Here is a 19,415-nt window from a genome sequence, read left to right on the forward strand (position 1 = left end):
GTGACGAGGAGATTGAAGCCAAGCCCTTGGAAAGCCCGTCTGTAAAAGAACATCCAAATCTAAATATTAAAGAGTTTTTATTTAAAAACCGAAAATGGATTTAAATTGATCCTCGTATATAAAATATATCCAAAAAAACCTACAAATATTTTATTTAGAATTTACGCTAATAAGAATGAGTGTGATTCCTGCAAAGAGGCAAATCATTCTAGTCACAGAAATTTTATCAGCTAGTCCAAATAATGCAATTGCCGTAGTTACAATTAATACAGTTGGCCCTACTAAAGCAAGCATCGTATTAATATAGAAAGCTTTTTCTAAACTATTGAATTTTAACATAAACAAAGCAGCTGTTACTTCAATACTTCCAGACAGTAGACGCAAAATAACAATAAGAAGAAGCGATTTTTCAATAACTTTCATCATCCAATCTTTATTAAGGTTAAGTTTTAAGATCATGCAACTAAAGCTGTTTAATTGCCTTTAAAATATCTATACAGCTTTTATTTTAAGAAAATCGTCAAATTCAATATATGTATGATTGATACGGATTATTTTTGTTATCTCATTATTTTTATTGCAAAATCGCTCATAGAAAAAGCCATCTGATCTAATAGAGATCAGATGGTTAATGTAGGTAGGTCCTATTTGCTGTCTAAAATCTTGTAAGGAGATAGGCTCTTTGTATAGCTATTCTAGTTTTCTCTTGATGAGCTCAACATATTGTTTTTTGTCATAATCTTGATAAATTCCCATTGTTAATCTCACTGGATCTCCGAAGAAAAAGCGTTCGTATAGTGTTTGGCGTGTGCCAAAAGGGCTCATAGTGGCATCCCATGCTAAGCGAAATAGTTTGACACGGTCTTCTGCATTATTTCCTTTGGATTGAAGGTATTGATCTAAATCTTTTCTAATTGGAGAGTGAAATGCGCTTTCTGTAGGGATGGACATTAGTCCACTTGCTCCTAGCAACTGCACAATTTCCGTAAATCGTGGATATACTTTAGCAAAAATATTATTGGCAATTCTAAGTGTGATGAAATCCGGTTGCATTAAACCAGATTCATTCACTTTTGCTTCTACTTCAGATTTAATCACTAAAGCCTTCAAAGTTTCTAACGCAACCATGATTTCAGCAGCCTTTTCTTGCACATGTTGGTAGATTGAAATATTGATTGAATCGATGATGGACAGAACAATCCCCAGCATGAATTCGGTTTTTACAATCTGTCGAGATAGAACCTGATGCAATGCAAATGGTTGAAACGAGCTTTGGTTAAGATAAGACTGCGCAACATCTATATTGTCATAAAAGAATACACGATCCCAAGGAACCAATACATTATCAAAAACAACAATCGTATCCATCTCTTCAAAGCGAGAGCTCAATGGATAGTTAAATTTGGAATCTCCTCCAACAAAGGATTCTCTACAAATAAACTTAAGTCCTTTGCTGTTGCTAGGAATGGAGAATGCAAATCCACTTTCATCATCATATGGTCTACCTGCTGAAACTAAGAGCATTTCATCTGTTATTCCGCCCTGTGTTGCAAGTAAACGAGCTCCTTTTATAACTAATCCTTCATCTGTTCTATCCACAATACTTGCTGAAATAGGCTCTGCTGATCTTTCCCAATAGTTTAAACTTCGATCTACTTGTGGTTCAATAAAAGTATGAGTAAGGGATAAATCATTATCACGGACATATTCATAGTATTTTCTAATATTCTCTGGAAAACAATTCTCCTCTCCTTCCAGCAAATGTGCTGAAGCTGCAAGCGTCATTAGCGTCGTATTCATATAATCTGGACTTCTTCCCATCATTCCGTTACTCTCTCTAGCCCACTGCTGTACCATCGCTCGTTTCTTTGCTAAATCTTCTTTAGTCTTTGGCATTAAAAAGGACAATCCCACTGCTTCACCAGTTGATGGAGATGTATAAGTCATCTTATCTTTTAATTTATCATCATTTTGCAAATCGTAAAGACTTGCTTGACTTTGCATTACCCCCTTAAACGCTGGATGTTCCGAAATATTGCCCATCACCTGTTTTCCATCGATCCATACATTCGTATTCAGCTTATTAATCCGATCAATGTATTGTGCTCCTGTAATCGCAGGCATATCTTTCCTCCTCGTTCTTATCAATACAAAATACCAACCAAAATCAGGTATGCGTCTAAGTTTATACTATGAAAAATACTGCTGAACGGTGACAATTAGGAAGGAGAGGAGAAAATGATTGAGGAGACTTCTGCCAATCCATTTTAGTTCCACAACAAAATGCCTCAAATCTCCAAAGAGATAAGAGGCTCTATGAAAATATATCGAATTGAATGCGGTAAGGATAAGTGGATTCTACTCCGCTTCTAATTCTTTATCAAGCATCTCAAAAATCTCATTATAGCTAGGACCGGATTCGGCATTTAATCTTTTTACTTCATTAATATCCGTTCCAGTCCATGTATACTTTTTTGGCTCATCGATATCTGGCACATCAATAGAAGGAGTTCCTACATCACTATTCGCAATAATTTCTTTCATTTCATTAAATGTTGGTCCAGATTCTGCATTTTGTCTTTTTACTTCCTCAATATCAGTTCCTACGGATGTAAATTTCTTGCCACTCATTTACTCACCTCCATTGTGCATCTAACTAGTGTCTTAATCTGCACCTAATTGCTCTTCAAATGTCTCATTTGTTTCATTTTTAGAAGGATGAGGTTCTACTTTTCCCCCTTGTGCTTCGTGGATAGTCAGACCACCTGATGAGAAAATTGGAGGCTTATTATAATTTACCGGGTGGCTATAAGCAGATGTAGCAGTTCCACCATAATCTGCAACGACCGATTTAATTGCGTTGCTCGTTGTACCTGGATATGTGCCTTTTCCTATAACTTTTTCTACACCTGTTTCAGTCTTCGTAGATTTCTTTAGATTGTCATTATTCAATGAATCACCTCCATATTATGTACTGTTATACTTCCACAAAAGAAAATTTTTATGAGAACGTTTTTCTATTATTGGAAAGGAATTTTAGTTTGGGGTACTATTTTTTCTGATTATGATATGAATTGATTCAATTTCATCATGCAAAGTTCATATGAAATATATGAACATTTAGTGATATCCAATTTTGTTCATTGTGGAGCGAAAGACGGCGACTCCTACGGGAAAAGCTTGAGCTGAAAGCCCCGCAAGGAGATTGAAGCCAAGCCCGTGGAAAGCGCCGTCTGTAGCGGAACATCCACATCTGAATATTGAAAAGTTAATGTGTTGAAATGTTCGTAATTATAAACGAAAACAGATCTATGAAATTGATTCAATTGTCTAAAAACAGATATCTTTTAGGATGTGAATTGTTTCCATCGAGAGATGACTACAATCCGATAAATGCAGCTGAACTAAAAAATGCACGCCAAAACTTAAACTGCAAACAAAGCAAATCAATTAGAGGGTTTTGCCAATCAAAAACTCAATCTTAGCCAAAATTGCATTTGTATTACTTACCTATTTCTAACACCTAGTTATAATTTCTCCTCTTTTTGGAAAGGATGTATTTAGCTTTTTAAGAAGGAGGTGGAAATGATGATTAAGAAGTTAGTTACTGTTGTACTTGTATGTTTTATCTCTTTTTTAGCAGGATCGTATTATACTATGAACAATCCTTCCACTCCCCTCAATGATTGGAATAAAACGAGTGTTGAGTTATTTGCTTCTACACCTGCCACCCTGAATTCGGCTTTTGAAGACTTAAAAATTGTCTTAACTACATCAATGGATTTTATTGATAGTAAAATAGACAACTTACTGGCCCACCCAAAAGATGTTTCCGATAATATAGAAAAGAATCAGCCTAAACAAGGCAATCCTTTAGAAAAACCGGCTGATGATTTGCAAAAAATAGATGTGGATCATGAAGAAAAAGATATTATGCCAGCAAGAGGTGGGATTGAAATTTGAGTAAAATATCTCCCTCAGTAGAACAATTAAAGAAATACCCCATCCAAGTTCGAAAAAATCATGGATGGGGTATTTTTTGTTTTTAAAAGTCTACTTATTAAACTATAGATTGAGCTGTATTTTCGCTAATTAAAGACTTAATTTGTTGTGAATTGTGTCTGTGCTAGGCACTATTTAACATAATATATGATATAGTTGATTTTTAAGTTAAATTAATAACAAATCGAGGTGCAGCATGAGAAAATGGAAATTTTCAGGTGCAATACTATGTTTATTGGTAATGGTATGCTCACTGATTCCTCAGAATAAAGTAGAAGCAAAAACGGGAAATATCCCTCATTCCCTAACCTTTAATAACAATATTAAAGTCAAAACCCTTTTTTACCCTTACCGTGATCCTTCCAATATAACTAGTTATCAGGCTAAGGGATTGCAAGGTATTACAGTTGATGAAAATAATAATTTTTATCTTACATATGTGACCGGTGATAAAAACCATTATGGATATATATATAAGTATAATAAAAATGGTAAGTTGCTTAAAAAGAGTAAACGTTTAACTATTGGTCATGGACAAGCTATTTCCTATAAAAATGGATCCATCTATCAATTAGCGGATATTAGAGGTCAATCTAGCTATACCCTTTACAAAATAAACGCAACAACTCTCAAAGTAGTTCAAAAGTGGAAAATTCCTTCAACTATTCATCCAAATGTCATCGCCATGTTGGACAGCAAAACAGTTATGGGTGTATCAAAATCAGGAAATGGTTATGATTTAAATAAAATCCACCTTGGAAAAGGAATAAATGCAACACGGAAATGGCAGGAAAAAATCCACATTAATGGTCTAATTGGAAAGACACCAGGAAAAGAAGTACAAGGATTTGCGTATGGCAAAGGGAAATTTTATCTACTTTCCAATGGCCAATACATGACATTTAAACCGGATGGCTCTCAAATAAAACGCGTATCTTTAAATACCAACCGAGAACCTGAAGGCATTTCCATCACCAATAGTGGAAGAATTGTCATTGGCTTCAACAAAGTGAATGAAATATTTATCGAACAATAATGTAGCTTATTTTTAATTGGAATTTTTAGAAACCCATTCGTATTCTACGAGGGCGTTGAAAAACTTACGTTATTAAAATGGTTAATTTTTTTTACATACAGATCCGGCACTTTTTGTTCGATCGATTTTGAACAAAAAGTGCCGGATTTCTTTGTTTACTTTCTCTCTTTTTCATACAGTAATTTCAAATCCATTTGTTATAGACGACAAATATCATTGTGGCACCTTGAACTTCCATGCCAAATAACCCCAAAGAGGATGCTGTATTTTCGCTTCGTTTTTATAGCGCTTGGCATCACGGATAAATCTATTTATCTCTGCTCATTTCACGTCCTAAAAAAGATTAAAAATAGCACCTAGTTTCTAATGAAACTAGGTGCTATTTATGTGTTGTTACTCAAATAGCCCAGTCAATATATATTGGGCCAGTTGTTTTTTGGTCATACTTTTTAGCTCTTTCTTTTGTATTACGTATGTTTTGATAGGTGTAATGAAATTTGATGTTGATGCTAATGAAATAGCATCTTGATCACTTATAATTACATCATTTGCTTGAAGCCCTTTTACAACTTGATTTTTACCTTTATATGCTACACCCAAAGTAATTGGTTGTTTTTGAACAACTCCATTGGTAGTAAGCTGATATACATAGTGTTTATTGCCAGATTTCCACATAGATTTAGAATAGATGGTTGGTACACCTGTTGCTTCGTCTACTGTTACTTGCATTTTCATATCTGTTCCAACCAACAAGGGCTTATCTTCTTTGACTGCCATTTGGTTTTCTTGATTTACCGTATCTGTTGTTTGTTCAGATTGAGACTGTCCAGTAGTAGCATTAGATATTTGCCCATCTGTAGCTTGTCCATCTTTCTTTGTGTTGTCTGTCTTTTCATTCTTATCAGCATTAGCTTCATTTATTGCTTCTGAGTTTAGCTTAACCAAAAACGAATACATAGGTTCTTTATTTTTCTTTTTATCTTTATTCGGATAGGTGATAACTTTTGCAACAGTCCCCTTGTAAGTTTGATCGGTTAGTTTTGAATATAACTCTACTTGTTGACCAGTAATTACTTCTTGTATTTGTTTTGCAGGTACAATAGCCTTTACTACTGAATTCGTAGAAGCGATTGTCATCATTGGATCCTTTAAATCTGGGTTAATTTTCACGATCTGACCATCTACAGTACTTACAACATTTAAATCATCTAGCTCTTTCTCCACTCTAGATTTCTTTGCTTCATTTTCAGTTAAGGCCGCTTCAAGTTTTCCCTTTTCCGCTTCTGCCTCTGCAACCTTCTCTTGAACATTTCCTTCAACAATGGATGATACATTCACATTTACATCCAATTTAACCTTTTTGCTATTAGAACTTGTACTCGTCGTGTCTGAAGTTGCATTTGTATCAATTTGTTGCAATTGTGAAATTTCTTGGTCAATACTGTCCATTTCACCTTGTAAACGTTTTGCTTCATCTTCTAAATCTGCTTTTCTTTCTTCAAGCTTTTGTGAATCGTAAGAAAATAAAGGAGTACCACTTGTCACTACGTCTCCTTCTTTTACTAAGATTTCACCTAAGGAACCTTTTTGACTATCAAAATACATATGGGTTTCAGTTTCTGGCTGTGTAACACCATTTGTATGTAATATTTTTTTCACATTACCTTTATTTATTGTTGTCCAATCACTTATATTAATTGTTCGAGCTGCCTTACTATCTTCCTTTAATAAGAGGAAAAGATTACTCCCAACAAAAATAACGACAACTGCAGCAATAAGATACTTGCCCCATTTTTTCAAGTCTCTCATCCCCCTTTAGAAAAAGAATCCTATTTTGATATAAGACATAAAACTTGCGAAAATCCAATAAAGTAAAAATAAAATACTGATAGCGATTATTAAAGTCTTTTTACGAACTTCTACTATTCTTGATAGATAGTAATAAGAGTATACTAACATGGCAATTCTGAATAACGTAATCTCCCCAAGAAAGTGAATAATTACTTCATTATTCGTCATATATTGTGCAATAATACCAAATGAAAAAATGTTAGAAGTTACATCAATATTTAGCAATAAGAATAATGGAATCTGAATGATCTTTTCTATTAAGAAAATACCAAATATATTCATTTGAGCGATGACTAACTTACGAAAACCGCCATTAATAAATGCATAATAATATAATGCGCTTCCGAAAAGAAATACACATGGAATCAAAATACCTTGCAATAATCTTCCGACTAAAAATAATTGTTTTCTTGCCTCAAATGCATGACTGCTAACACTTGGTAATTCCTTCGATAATGACTCAGTCCCTATCCCCAATACTCCACTTACTACATATACACACACACTTATTACAAAAAGTATCAATATATTTAACTTATAATAAGAATAATCTTCAGCCTCTTGTAACATAGTACGATAATCCTTTGGTTTAAATATCCCCTTTAACGGCTGTACCTTCAAAGTCATGTTTACTTCTCCTTTAATCATGATGGCTATTGTCCTAAAATCCTTTCCTTGCATGCCATCTCATTTCTGTTGCTGAATATATTCCTTATGTACTACCAACATTATGAATTGTAATCCAAACAAATAGTATAGAGTGTCAATTCTATTAACTAAAAACTCGTCTATAGAAATACAGAAAGCCCTGTAGAGAGGGTTCTCATAACAGAGCTTTTTTTTAAAATACTTTATGTATTTTAGTTGATAGTAACGGTCTCAATTCATTCTTCCCTCTTATTTTAGTAACTTATGGAATGAGTTGTCAACACTCTACTAAGCTAAATTTGTGTTAAGAATTGTAAATAAATATTAGTATATTAAACAAAAAACGGAAAAATCATTTTTAAATTCGTTTTTCCTGTAATTCTTGGAATTTATTATACTCAACCTGAACATGCATTCATAAGTAAAATCTATATCTATTATTTTGTTTTTAAATAAAACCATCATCATTAAAAACATTTTTCTACAAAATTTCATTGAATCTTTTAAATAATCAGAATATAATTACTTTAATATATTACTTTTATATTACAACGGATGGGGTGAAGTTTTATGGAAGAAATGTTAACGAAAATTAATGCATTACTATGGAGTCCAGTACTTATTTACGGAATATTAGTAGTCGGTTTAATTTTTACAATTAGTACAAAATTCATGCAAGTACGCTTCTTTAAAGACATGTTTGTACAGTTAGCGAAAGGTGAAAAATCGTCTTCTGGTGTATCTTCTTTTGAAGCATTATCAATGGCACTAGCAGGACGTATCGGTGTAGGGAATATTGCTGGTACAGCAACCGCAATTGCTTACGGTGGGCCTGGCTCAATCTTCTGGATGTGGGTGTTAGGATTTATTGGTGCCGCAACCTCTTATGTCGAATCAACACTTGCTCAAATTTATAAAGATGAGAAAGACGGCATCTACCGTGGTGGACCAGCTTACTATCTTTACAAATTTACACAAAAAAAATGGATTGGTATGATTTTTGCTGTTGTAGGTGTAATTGCTATGGCTATATTAATGCCATCTATTCAAGCAAACTCAATTGCGGGTGCTATGAATAATGCATTCCATATCCCTGCATGGATTACTGGTGTATTTTTAGTCGCGTTGATTGGTGTCATTATTATTGGTGGAGTTAAACGTATTGCAACAGCTGCTTCAATTATCGTTCCTTTCATGGCGGGAATGTATATTTTAATGGCAATTGTAATTATTATTTTAAACTTCGATAAAATTCCAGAAGTATTTAGCTTGATCTTCTCAAGTGCGTTCGGCCAAGATACAATGTTCGGTGGGATTATAGGTGCTGCAATTGCTTGGGGTGTAAAACGTGGTATTTACGCTAATGAAGCGGGACAAGGTACTGGTCCTCATCATGCAGCTGCTGCAGAAGTATCACATCCAGTTAAGCAAGGCTTCGTTCAAGCTTTCTCAATCTACTTTGATACTTTCTTAGTATGTACAGCAACAGCGTTTATCATCTTGTTCACAGGAGCGTATAACGTACAAAATGAAAAAACAGGGGAAGTTTTAGTAGAAAATATTCCAGGAGTAAATCCAGGTGAAGCTTATACGCAAGCAGCAATTGAACAAGCCTTCCCACTTGCAGGCTTAGGTTCAGGCTTTATCGCTATCGCGTTATTATTCTTTGCTTTTACTACGATCATGGCCTATTACTATATCGCAGAAACCAACTTAGCCTTTATGATGGAAGGTGCGAAGCTAAAAATTTCGATTCGCATCATGCAAGTGGTGTTCTTAGTACTATTATTCTTTGGATCAGTAAAAACAGCAGAAGCAGCTTGGGCACTTGGGGACACTGGTCTTGGTTTAATGGTATATGTTAACGTAATTGCTTTATTATTCTTAGTAAAGCCAGCTTTAATAGCCTTGAAAGATTACGAAGAACAGAAGAAACAAGGCTTAGACCCTGTCTTTGACCCTCGTAAATTGGGGATTAAAAACGCAGATTATTGGGAAAAACGTGTAGACGAGATGAACAAATTAAATTCACAAACTAATAACTCCTCACGTATTCGTAAAGAGTCCTAATGGATTAAAAACTTTTCATTAAGTGTTATTATTATATTTTTCTACTGTAATATTTGATATTTAATCATTAAGCTTTCTAAGCTTATGTGAAGTATCAGTTTAAAAAGTTAGTAAATTGAGGCCTTGATATCCGTCGGATATCAAGGCCTTTTAATTTGATTTGAATGCTAAACTATATAAAATGTGACTTTCTTTATGTACTATCTGAAGAAAATGGAATCATTCAAATATTATTTAACCTGCTTTATTTGCTACGGATCAATATGCATTATAGTTTGTGCAATCTTCTATTAACTTAATAGATTCTTTGGATGAACGTGAGTGGAATCTAGATTCAATACTTTTATGATTAACGAAAATGTGGATACATGTCTCGAAATCGCTGATTGCCTTAACCTAAGAAAAAATACGAAAAAAGATTCCAGCCTCATAAGAGACTGGAATCTGCATTGTGGCATGTTATTCGATTTTGTGTGTAACAGACACTGTTACTTTTTCCCATGTGATGGTTTGGTGTTATCGATCGTTTCGAATGTCCAAATAGGTGAGCGTACTTTTCCTTTAAAATCATCCATAACATTGACATACCAGCTATAGCTTGTACTTTCATCTAATTTTTTCCAATTAACTGTAGCTGTTCTTCCGTTTTTAATATTTTTCACATTACCAATTTCGTCATTTGTGTAGACGTTTACTTCGATAGCATCTGTTGCGACGACTTTTTCTTTTGGTGTTAGATCCGTTTCAATCACGAATTCGTCTTTGCTAGGATAATCTGTCGTATTATAAAAGTTAAATTTATCTAAGTAAGGAGAATAGGTTTTCATATAGATTTTGTTTTCTACTGGGTTGACTTGAAGTAGACGCATAAATCCTTGTCCTCCTTCAGGACCATCTTGGTAATCAGCCAGCATTTGATATACTTTGCGGTCTGGTGTGCCATCGTTATTATCATCAATTTCATCAACGAGTGTTTCAGCATCATGATAATGGCCAGATAATACGGCAATGACATTCTTATTTGGTATGACAACTTTTTTATAGATTTCATCACCGATCGGGCTACGATTACCAGATACAAGTAAATATTCATGGAAGTTAAGGATCGCTTTACGTTCTGGGTATTGCGCAAGGATTTTATTCATCCAAGCCATGTCTTCCTCATTAATACCCCACCCCATATAAAGCATGATAAAGTCATTGCCTTTTTCACTAATTAGATCATAGTGACCACGGTTATTCTTGTAAGATGCTCCGTAGTAATTTTTTTCTTTGAATCGACTTTCGCCAAAGTATTCACCGTATTTTGTATAGTCTTCTGCTTTATGATCCACATCATGATTCCCTGCTAAGACACCATAGGGTACATTTGCTTGATCAAGTGTTTTCATCGAGTTGTCCGCATTTTGCCATTGGTACTCTTGATCCGCATTATCAACTAAGTCTCCTGTATGGAATACATATTTGATATTCATCTCTTGCTTTTTAGACGCGATCCAATCAGTCATTTTGTTATAAATTTGTGGATAGCTTTTAGAATAATATTGCGTATCGGACATCCAAATTAATGAATAATCAAATTGAGTGGTTGCTGCAATTTCATCTTGCACCATTACTTGTACCGTTTGATCTTTTACATATGCATTCCCTTTAACAGTAGCATGGAGTTTAAAGTTTTTACTATTTTCTGCAACCTTCCATTCCTTGACTTCCCATTTTTTAGTGTCATAATTCCACACATACATCGAAACTTTACGTCCGATAATAGATTTACCTTCCCAGTTTACTTCGATCTCATCATTGTTATCGACAGCTTTGTCGAGCTTAATTTCAAAACGATGATATGGGTATTTTTCGTCCCCGGTTGTTGTAATATATTGGCCATCCACCTTTGTTAGTTTGTCTACATCTTTGACAAGTTTTTCTCCTTCTGATGAAATGGTTGTTGGTGGCTCGCGGTCTGCACTGTTTGCAAAGACCGTCATGTGCGATGTTTGATCAGCTGTATATTGATATCCTCGATTGAACGAAACACCTAACTTATCATTCGTTGGATCAGATACTTTTACTTGAAGTTTCGGTGATAATGAAACATCTTTTTCATGATCCTTCGGTGAGATTAATACAGGTGCATAAGGTTGCTCTTCCACTACTTTAAATGTTGTTGTTTTCGTTGCAGTATTTCCTACTTGATCTTTTGCTGTTATCGTAAATGAATGTTCACCTGATGTTAAATCAGCTGAAGATGTTTTCATCGGTAATGTAATGTCTTTGCCATCTAATGTAGCTGTTACTTCTTGCACACCTGCATGTTCATCCTGTGCCTCAGCTTGCAATGTAAAATCACCTTTATATTCTTTGCCTTCTTCTACAGATGCTGTGATTTTAGGCGCTGTATTATCAACCAATACTTTAGCCTGGGTTGATTCGTTACCATTCTGGGCAATGAATGTGTGCTCACCGTCTTTTGCAGTTGTTGTATCCCACGCATAAGATTTGGCTGTATATTTTTCATCTGGCACCATAAAGTTCGCATCTAATACTGGGGACATCCCACTACTATCCCCAACAGAAATTTCCTTCGTTGGATTATTATATTTTGGATCATAAATGACTGTCCCATCTCTTAAAATGAGGCGAATATTTTTTACATAAAAATCATCGCGGTTTTCCTCTGAATTTGGATCGAATGGGGACACTTTCGTACCGGAACGAATGGAAATTTTCGTTTCTTTACCTTTTTCAAAGTATTTCGGATCGATTGGAACTGTTAATGTTGTGTAGTCATTAATCGTATCATCAAAAATACGTAAGGCTTCATCACCGATTGTAATAGCATTTTTGAAAAATAAATTTGTACTTTTTACATCTACTGCAAAATAGGCTGGATCCGCCATGGTAAATGTTGCATTATTGGTAATATCCTGACCATCCAAAACTAGCTTCGTGTCATTATTATCCTTAGAATGGAAGGCTTTTAATAATACATTTTTGGATAGTAAAGAATTGTCTTCAACATTTAGTGTAAGACCTTCAGGACGTTTATCTTGAATAATACCAATCTTCTTTTTATCTGTTGTAGCTGTATTGGTACCATCAGAAGCTTCTAAATAGTATTCTAGTGACTCTTTACCAATCAGATTGGCAGAATAGATTGTATATCTATATAAGCCGTCTGCATGATCTTTTTTTAGATCAACAGAATGATAGGTAGATTCTTGATTATTCTTATAGTATAGACGAGCTGTTTTGACCATTTGACTGTCCTTAATGTCAAACTCCAATTTAACATCAGTTTGTTCTGATACAGCCTCAGTAATTGATTGATCTGTAATAACAGGTGCTACGTTGTCTTCTGTAAACTTCACTCTTTCTTCTGGCATTTGATAAGGAGAGACAGCACCCGGTGTTCCGTTCTCCGTTTTGCTACTATATTTTTTCATGACATTGTCGCCAGGGATTGTTGGAAACTTGTAAAGTATACCTTTGTCTTTTGCTGCATCTATATTTGTGCCATTAACATTGTAATAGGCAACAGAAATATCTTGTCCTGTATTTGTAGAAATCGAAATACCTCGATGGCTACCATTTGCCATACCATTGTTATACAGTTTGACGATATTTTTATTTTCAACTAAATTGACACCATAGTTTTGATTGAAATCTGCTACTGTTTTGGACCCATTTTCAGCGTTAATAATCCAATAGACCATTGTCTCACCAGGGGCTAGTTCAAGATCTTCTTTTTCAGGTGCCCATACAAGGTCCGCTTCTGGTCCTTCAGCGGGATAGCGATAGTGAATTTTATAGTCTTTTAAATTCAAAGTTTTGTCAGAGTTATTGTAAACTTCAATATACTCGTAGCCATCAGAGTTTCCGACATTTGTGGAATCTGGCACAATCTCTGTCACCAACAAATAAGGGACATCTTGTGGATTATAAGATTCATGTGTAATCTCGACTTTGTATTCGTCTGATGATACAGCGTTCGTTCCATCATAAGCCGTAATTTTGTATGTTAATTCTTTTCCTCCTAACTGAGAAGCAGTTAGTTGTGCATGATAATTATTGTCTGCAGATATGGTCATTGGTACTTCTGACCATTCACTTTGTCCATCTAAGCGATACGACAATACGACATTTTTTACGTATACGTCATCTGTCACTTTCGCTTGAAGTTTCAAGCCTTCTTCTGCACTTACTTTAGTAATAGGTATATGGTTAATCGTTGGGGGCGTAGTATCCTTTATGACATCTCCTTGATTGTCAGGGACTTGTCCATCAATGACTTGCCCAGGTGTTACACCTTCATCCTTTTTTAAAATCTCCATTGTCTGATCTATGCCAGTCCATTTATATTGAATACCTACATCCTCTTTGACATCTTCTTTTGCGTATTTTGCACTAACTATTTCATTTTTGTATGTATCCGAAACAACAAGAATACGTTCAGCAGCATTTGCCATACCATCTGTTTCAATGGAAGTAACTTGGTCTTTCGTTAAATTGGTTTTGTAGTATGCATTGAATTGCTCAAGTGTTGCATCTCGATTGGCGCTATTCTTCACCCAAACGACAATTGCGCTATGTGCTGGCACTTTTTTATCTTCTGTAAATCCCCAATCTGCATCCGCTTTATTCGCAGAAGCTGGATAGCGATAGAGCAATTTATAATCCTTCAGTGAAATTTCTTGATCTGAGTTATTATAGAGTTCAATAAATTCATAGCCATCCGCATTATTAATATTGCCAGTGCTTGGTGTAATTTCAGTAATCAATATAGAAGGTGCTTTTTGTTCCGCATAAGCATGGTCAAACCCTAAATCTTGAAGCCCTAATGAAGAAAAAAGAATTCCCGCTGCTATTGCTGATGTAAACATTTTCTTTTTCTTTGTCATTGTGAACATTGCCTCCTTTAAATTTCCATCTTCATTATAGAAAATACGTATTTTGGTAATTTAAAGGAGGCGTTAAGTTATTGTATGAAATTGTAAAAATATATTTTTTATAGTAATAATGTGTTGTTGCACTGCTTATCGCTCAACTTGCACTACTCATCAATCTACTTGCATCACTCAACCTTCTTTCCCATTAAAAAAAGCCACACTTGTTATCCAAGTGTGGCCCTCTATTTCAATAAATTATTTACTATTTTTTAATCAATTCAAGATCAACTGGGATAGATTTTGCTACTTTTTCACCTTTAAGTGATTTTACAGCTGTATCTACTGCTATTTTACCGATTTCAGTTGGTTTTTGGGCAATTGTTGCAGACAATTTACCTTGTTTAACTGCTTTTTGAGCATCGTCAGTAGCGTCAAAACCTACTACTTTAATATCTTTGTGAGCAGCTTCGATTGCTTCAAGGGCACCTAGAGCCATTTCGTCATTGTGTGCGAATACACCTTTGATGTCTGGGTTCGATTGAAGAATGTTTTCCATTACTGTTAAACCTTCAGAACGGTTGAAGTTGGCAGTTTGAGATTTTACTACTTTTAAGTCTTTATCAGCTACTTTGTGGAAACCTTCACCACGGTCACGAGCTGCAGATGAACCAGCTACTCCTTCAAGTTCAGCAACTTTTGCACCTTTGCCTACTAATTCTTCTAAGTATTGGCCAGCCATTTCGCCACCTTTTACGTTGTCTGATGCGATGTGTGATACAACTTTACCGCCATCAGAAGAACGGTCAACAGTGATAACAGGAATATTGGCATCATTTGCAGATTGTACTGCTGAAGCAACTGCTTCTGAATCTGTTGGGTTAATGATGATTAAGTCTACTTTTTGTTGGATTAAGTCTTCTACGTCAGAAGCTTGTTTTGAAGCATTGTCTTGTGCATCTACCACTGTTAAATCTACTTTATCTTTTTTCGCTTCTGCTTTTGCACCGTCAGATAGTGTTACGAAGAATGGGTTGTTTAATGTTGAAACTGACATACCAATTTTCATATCATCTGTAGATTTTTTTGCTGCTTTATCAGATGATGAGCTATCACCATTTGGTGACATAGAACATGCGCCTAGTAGTAGTGAAGCTGATAATGCTAAAGTCCAAGATAGTTTTTTCATTGTATTGATACTCTCCTATGCTGTTTTTTTACGGTCAAGAAGTACCGCGATTAATATTACGACACCCTTCACAACTTGTTGGAAGAATGAAGATACCCCAATCAGATTTAAACCATTGTTTAGTACACCGATGATTAACACACCCACTAATGTACCGAAAATCCAACCACGACCACCTGTTAACGAAGTACCACCTAGTACAACTGCAGCGATGGCATCAAGTTCATATGATTCACCGGCTGTTGGTTGAGCTGAATTAAGACGAGAAGTTAAGATTAAAGCAGATAGTGCTGCAAGCATACCTGTAAGTGAGTAAACAGCGATTGTTACGCGGTCTACATTGATACCTGAAAGACGAGATGCTTCTTCGTTACCACCGATCGCATATACACGACGACCAAATGTTGTTTTACGTAAGATAAAGTAAAGGACAAAGAATGCCACGATCATCGTGATAACAGGTACGGGAATTCCTAAGAAATACCCTTTACCGAACATTTGGAAGGCCATTGAATCACCAAGGCCGGATACTGGTTTACCATCTGTATAAACAAGTGTTATACCACGATAGATTGTCATTGTTGCTAATGTTGCGATGAATGGCGCAACTTTCCCTTTTGCAATGATGACACCGTTGACTGCACCAAGCACTGCCCCTAGCGCTAATCCGATAAGCATTGCTAAAATTGGATCCATACCGCTTGCAAGCATACCAGCACTAATTGCACCAGTTAAGGCTAGGGTTGATCCGACTGATAAATCGATACCGCCAGTTAAGATAACAAAAGTCATCCCGAATGCGATTAACGCACTAACTGATACTTGACGAAGTACGTTGAAAATATTTGTAGCTGTTAAAAAGCTAGGGCTCATAATTGAAATAATAATGATAATTAATAGGAGCCCTAGTAGTGGTCCAAGTTTTTGGATTAAATCTTTAGATTTGGACAACTTTGTCACCTCCAGTGGCATAAAACATAATTTTTTCTTGTGTCATTTCTTCTTTTGTGACTTCACCAGTGATTTTACCTTCATGCATAACAAGCACTCGATCAGCCATACCGATGACTTCTGGTAACTCTGACGAAATCATTAAAATCGCTACACCTTGTTCTGCAAGGTCATTAATAATTTGATAAATTTCTTTTTTTGCACCGATATCGACACCACGAGTTGGTTCATCTAATATTAAAATTTTCGGTTCATCACCTAACCATTTGGCGATTACCACTTTTTGTTGGTTACCACCACTCAATGATTTTGCAGTTTGTGCAGCACCTGATGTACGAACCCCAAGTTTTTTAATAAGCTTATCTACAAAACTCGTTTCCTTTTTACGATCGATAATACCTAATCTAGAAGCTTTATCTAAGTTTGTTAGCATAATATTTTCTTTAATCGAAAAATCAACTACTAACCCTTCTGATTTACGGTCTTCTGTTACATAGCCAATGCCATGTTTTTTCGCTTGAAGCGGATTGGAAATTTTCACCTTTTTCCCATCTATGAATATTTCACCTTTGTTCATTTTTCGATAGCCAAATAATGCTTGTGCAACTTCTGTACGACCAGCACCCATCAAACCAGCGATACCAAGGACTTCACCTTTTCGTATCTGGAAGTTAATACCTTCGCAATATCCATTCCTTGTAAGCCCTTTCACTTCGAGCTTAACATCGCCGATTATTGCTTTTCGTTCTGGGAATCGGTCACCAAGTTCACGTCCAACCATCATTTTGACAATTTCATCGAAAGTTGTTTCTTTAATGACGCGAACGCCAACATATTGACCATCTCGTAAAATCGTAATGCGATCACAAATAGCAAAAATTTCTTCCATACGGTGTGAAATATAGACAAAGGAAACACCTTGAGATTGTAGTTTACGAATGGTTTTAAATAACGTTTCAATTTCACGATCTGTTAAGGCTGCTGTCGGTTCATCCATAATGATAACTTTGGCATGCGTCTCAATTGCTTTAGCAATTTCAATAATTTGTTGTTTCCCAACAGATAATTGTCCAGCAGGTGTTTTTACATCAATTGTTAAACCGAGTTGGCTGAGAATACGACTAGCTTCTTTATTCATTTCTTTCGTTTTTAAAATGCCTGATTTGCCAATCGTTTGTTCATTTCCTAAGAATAAGTTTTCAGCAACTGTTAGATCGGGTAAAATATTAAGCTCCTGATGGATCACTGCAATCCCCATTGCTTCGGCTTCTTTAGGTGATTTAAAATGAACCTCTTGTCCATTTACTTTAATAATGCCTGCATCACGCTCGTAAATCCCCGTTAAAATTTTCATTAGCGTTGACTTACCAGCTCCATTTTCACCCATTAATGCATGGATTTCTCCATCTGCAAGTGAAAATTGTACATCCTTCAACACGACATTACCGCTAAAGGCTTTATCAATGCCTGTGATTTCAATCATTCGGTCTCACCACCTCGTTAAAATATAACGCCTGATTGCAAAATGATATTTGCAAACGGTGTTGCTTCGCCAGTACGAATAATTACTTTTGCTTTAGATGAAAGTTCCTTTAGCTCCTCGTGGCTAACTGTTTCAATTGGAACGTAAAGAACTTGTTGAACAAGACTGTGTAGTGCCGTATTTTGACCTTCCATCTCTTGTGCAATCACAGCTTTTTCAGCTTTAAAATCATCTAAAACTACTTCTAAAATATCTGCGAAACTAGGCTTTCCTAATGTATAAGCTAAATCTATACAAGGAACGCCATCTGGAATCGGCAAACCACAATCAGCAATAACGATTGTGTCCGTATGACCAATCTTGGCAAAGATTCCAGCAAGCTCGCGATTTAAAATTCCATGCTTTTTCACAATGACTGTCCTCCCAAGCGACTTTCTACCATTTGAAGTGTTGGCATTCCACCTTGAGCTCCAAATTTTTCGACTGATAATGATGCCGCTATGTTGGCAAATCGAACTGCCTCTTTGAGAGATTGTCCAGATGTTACCGCATATGCTAAGGCACCGTTGAATGTGTCACCTGCACCAGTCGTATCAACCGCTTGTGTTTTAAATCCTTCTACGAAAATATGCTCTTTGCCATCAAAATAACGAGCACCATTAGAGCCGAGTGTCACGATTAATTTGTTTGGGTATTTTTCTAATGTGTTTTCTAAATCACCTGAGAAAATATCTGCACATTCTGTTTCATTTGGTGTGATATAGCTGATTAACTCCATCCATGATGCATCAAAGTTTTCTGATGGTGCAGGATTTAGCAATACTGGCACACCGAGTTCTTTGCAAAGATTTAATGTGTATTGAACCGTTTCTGCTGGTATTTCAAGTTGCATGATGACCATTTCACTTTGCTCAATAATTTCTTTAGCAGCATCAATTTCTGTTGATGTTACTAAACCATTTGCTCCTGGAACAACAATAATACGATTATCATTTTGATAGAGTAGTATATTGGCAATACCAGTAGCTGCTTTCGTTGTGGTAGATACATATTGTGTATGAATACCTTCAGCCTTTAAATTATTTGTTAGTTCTTGGCCAAAGCCATCTTCACCAACCGCACCTACCATATGTAAGTCTGCTCCAAGTCTTGCAGCTGCTACTGCTTGGTTTGCTCCTTTACCACCTGGTACTGTTTCAAAACGATTACCTAAAACCGTCTCACCTTGTTTAGGGAAAATTGTTGTATCAACTACTAAATCCATATTGATACTACCTACCACAGTAATCATGAAATCTCTCC

15 protein-coding genes are annotated in these 19,415 nt (G+C 35.7%); 3 read left to right on the top strand and 12 right to left on the bottom strand.

All coding sequences use genetic code 11. From position 1 onward, the window contains the following. Positions 1-150: 150 nt before the first annotated feature. From ACIQ4I_RS07910 to ACIQ4I_RS07925, 4 genes are all read right to left on the bottom strand, one after another. Positions 151-426, bottom strand: coding sequence for a YqhV family protein (locus ACIQ4I_RS07910; RefSeq protein ID WP_403094881.1), 276 nt, complete (start codon positions 424-426; stop codon positions 151-153). A 264-nt stretch (positions 427-690) separates the two neighbouring features. Then, positions 691-2,124, bottom strand: a complete 1,434-nt coding sequence (hpaB, locus tag ACIQ4I_RS07915; RefSeq protein ID WP_403094884.1) for a 4-hydroxyphenylacetate 3-monooxygenase, oxygenase component — start codon at positions 2,122-2,124, stop codon at positions 691-693. 234 nt (positions 2,125-2,358) lie between these two features. Continuing rightward, a complete protein-coding gene (locus ACIQ4I_RS07920; protein ID WP_403095124.1) occupies positions 2,359-2,631 on the bottom strand; it encodes a hypothetical protein in 273 nt (90 codons plus the stop codon). A gap of 33 nt (positions 2,632-2,664) precedes the next feature. Continuing rightward, positions 2,665-2,952, bottom strand: coding sequence for a hypothetical protein (locus tag ACIQ4I_RS07925; RefSeq protein ID WP_403094885.1), 288 nt, complete (start codon positions 2,950-2,952; stop codon positions 2,665-2,667). 636 nt (positions 2,953-3,588) lie between these two features. Here ACIQ4I_RS07925 and ACIQ4I_RS07930 point away from each other — a divergent pair. Then, complete coding sequence (locus ACIQ4I_RS07930; protein ID WP_403094887.1) at positions 3,589-3,963, top strand: hypothetical protein; 375 nt, start codon at positions 3,589-3,591, stop codon at positions 3,961-3,963. Between the two features lie 235 nt (positions 3,964-4,198). After that, positions 4,199-5,038 carry a hypothetical protein gene (locus ACIQ4I_RS07935; protein WP_403094890.1) on the top strand — a complete coding sequence of 280 codons (840 nt, stop codon included), beginning with the start codon at positions 4,199-4,201 and terminating at the stop codon, positions 5,036-5,038. Between the two features lie 393 nt (positions 5,039-5,431). Here the strand turns inward: ACIQ4I_RS07935 and ACIQ4I_RS07940 are convergent, their stop codons facing one another. Both ACIQ4I_RS07940 and ACIQ4I_RS07945 read right to left on the bottom strand, forming a co-directional pair. Next, a complete protein-coding gene (locus tag ACIQ4I_RS07940; protein WP_403094893.1) occupies positions 5,432-6,838 on the bottom strand; it encodes an efflux RND transporter periplasmic adaptor subunit in 1,407 nt (468 codons plus the stop codon). 15 nt (positions 6,839-6,853) lie between these two features. After that, positions 6,854-7,516, bottom strand: a complete 663-nt coding sequence (locus ACIQ4I_RS07945) for a hypothetical protein (protein ID WP_403094896.1) — start codon at positions 7,514-7,516, stop codon at positions 6,854-6,856. Positions 7,517-8,107: 591 nt separating this feature from the next. Between ACIQ4I_RS07945 and ACIQ4I_RS07950 the strand changes: the two genes are divergently transcribed. After that, complete coding sequence (locus tag ACIQ4I_RS07950) at positions 8,108-9,607, top strand: alanine/glycine:cation symporter family protein (RefSeq protein ID WP_403094898.1); 1,500 nt, start codon at positions 8,108-8,110, stop codon at positions 9,605-9,607. Between the two features lie 488 nt (positions 9,608-10,095). On the opposite strand, the gene ACIQ4I_RS07955 is transcribed toward ACIQ4I_RS07950, so the two are convergent. The 6 genes from ACIQ4I_RS07955 to rbsK all read right to left on the bottom strand — a co-directional run bounded on the left by ACIQ4I_RS07955 (position 10,096) and on the right by rbsK (position 19,404). Further along, positions 10,096-14,505, bottom strand: a complete 4,410-nt coding sequence (locus ACIQ4I_RS07955) for a lamin tail domain-containing protein (protein WP_403094901.1) — start codon at positions 14,503-14,505, stop codon at positions 10,096-10,098. 250 nt (positions 14,506-14,755) lie between these two features. Continuing rightward, positions 14,756-15,679 (bottom strand): ribose ABC transporter substrate-binding protein RbsB, encoded by a 924-nt coding sequence (rbsB, locus tag ACIQ4I_RS07960; RefSeq protein WP_403094903.1) that lies wholly within the window; start codon positions 15,677-15,679, stop codon positions 14,756-14,758. Between the two features lie 15 nt (positions 15,680-15,694). Next, positions 15,695-16,651 (bottom strand): ribose ABC transporter permease, encoded by a 957-nt coding sequence (rbsC, locus tag ACIQ4I_RS07965; RefSeq protein ID WP_403094906.1) that lies wholly within the window; start codon positions 16,649-16,651, stop codon positions 15,695-15,697. Then, positions 16,617-18,113, bottom strand: a complete 1,497-nt coding sequence (locus tag ACIQ4I_RS07970; protein ID WP_403094909.1) for a sugar ABC transporter ATP-binding protein — start codon at positions 18,111-18,113, stop codon at positions 16,617-16,619. The genes rbsC and ACIQ4I_RS07970 overlap by 35 nt, the downstream gene beginning before the upstream one ends. A 17-nt stretch (positions 18,114-18,130) precedes the next feature. Continuing rightward, positions 18,131-18,523, bottom strand: a complete 393-nt coding sequence (rbsD, locus tag ACIQ4I_RS07975) for a D-ribose pyranase (RefSeq protein WP_403094912.1) — start codon at positions 18,521-18,523, stop codon at positions 18,131-18,133. After that, a complete protein-coding gene (rbsK, locus tag ACIQ4I_RS07980) occupies positions 18,520-19,404 on the bottom strand; it encodes a ribokinase (protein WP_403094914.1) in 885 nt (294 codons plus the stop codon). The genes rbsD and rbsK overlap by 4 nt, the downstream gene beginning before the upstream one ends. Positions 19,405-19,415: the final 11 nt, after the last annotated feature.

It is taken from the genome of Rummeliibacillus sp. NPDC094406, from assembly GCF_044763875.1.
Taxonomy (GTDB): domain Bacteria; phylum Bacillota; class Bacilli; order Bacillales_A; family Planococcaceae; genus Rummeliibacillus.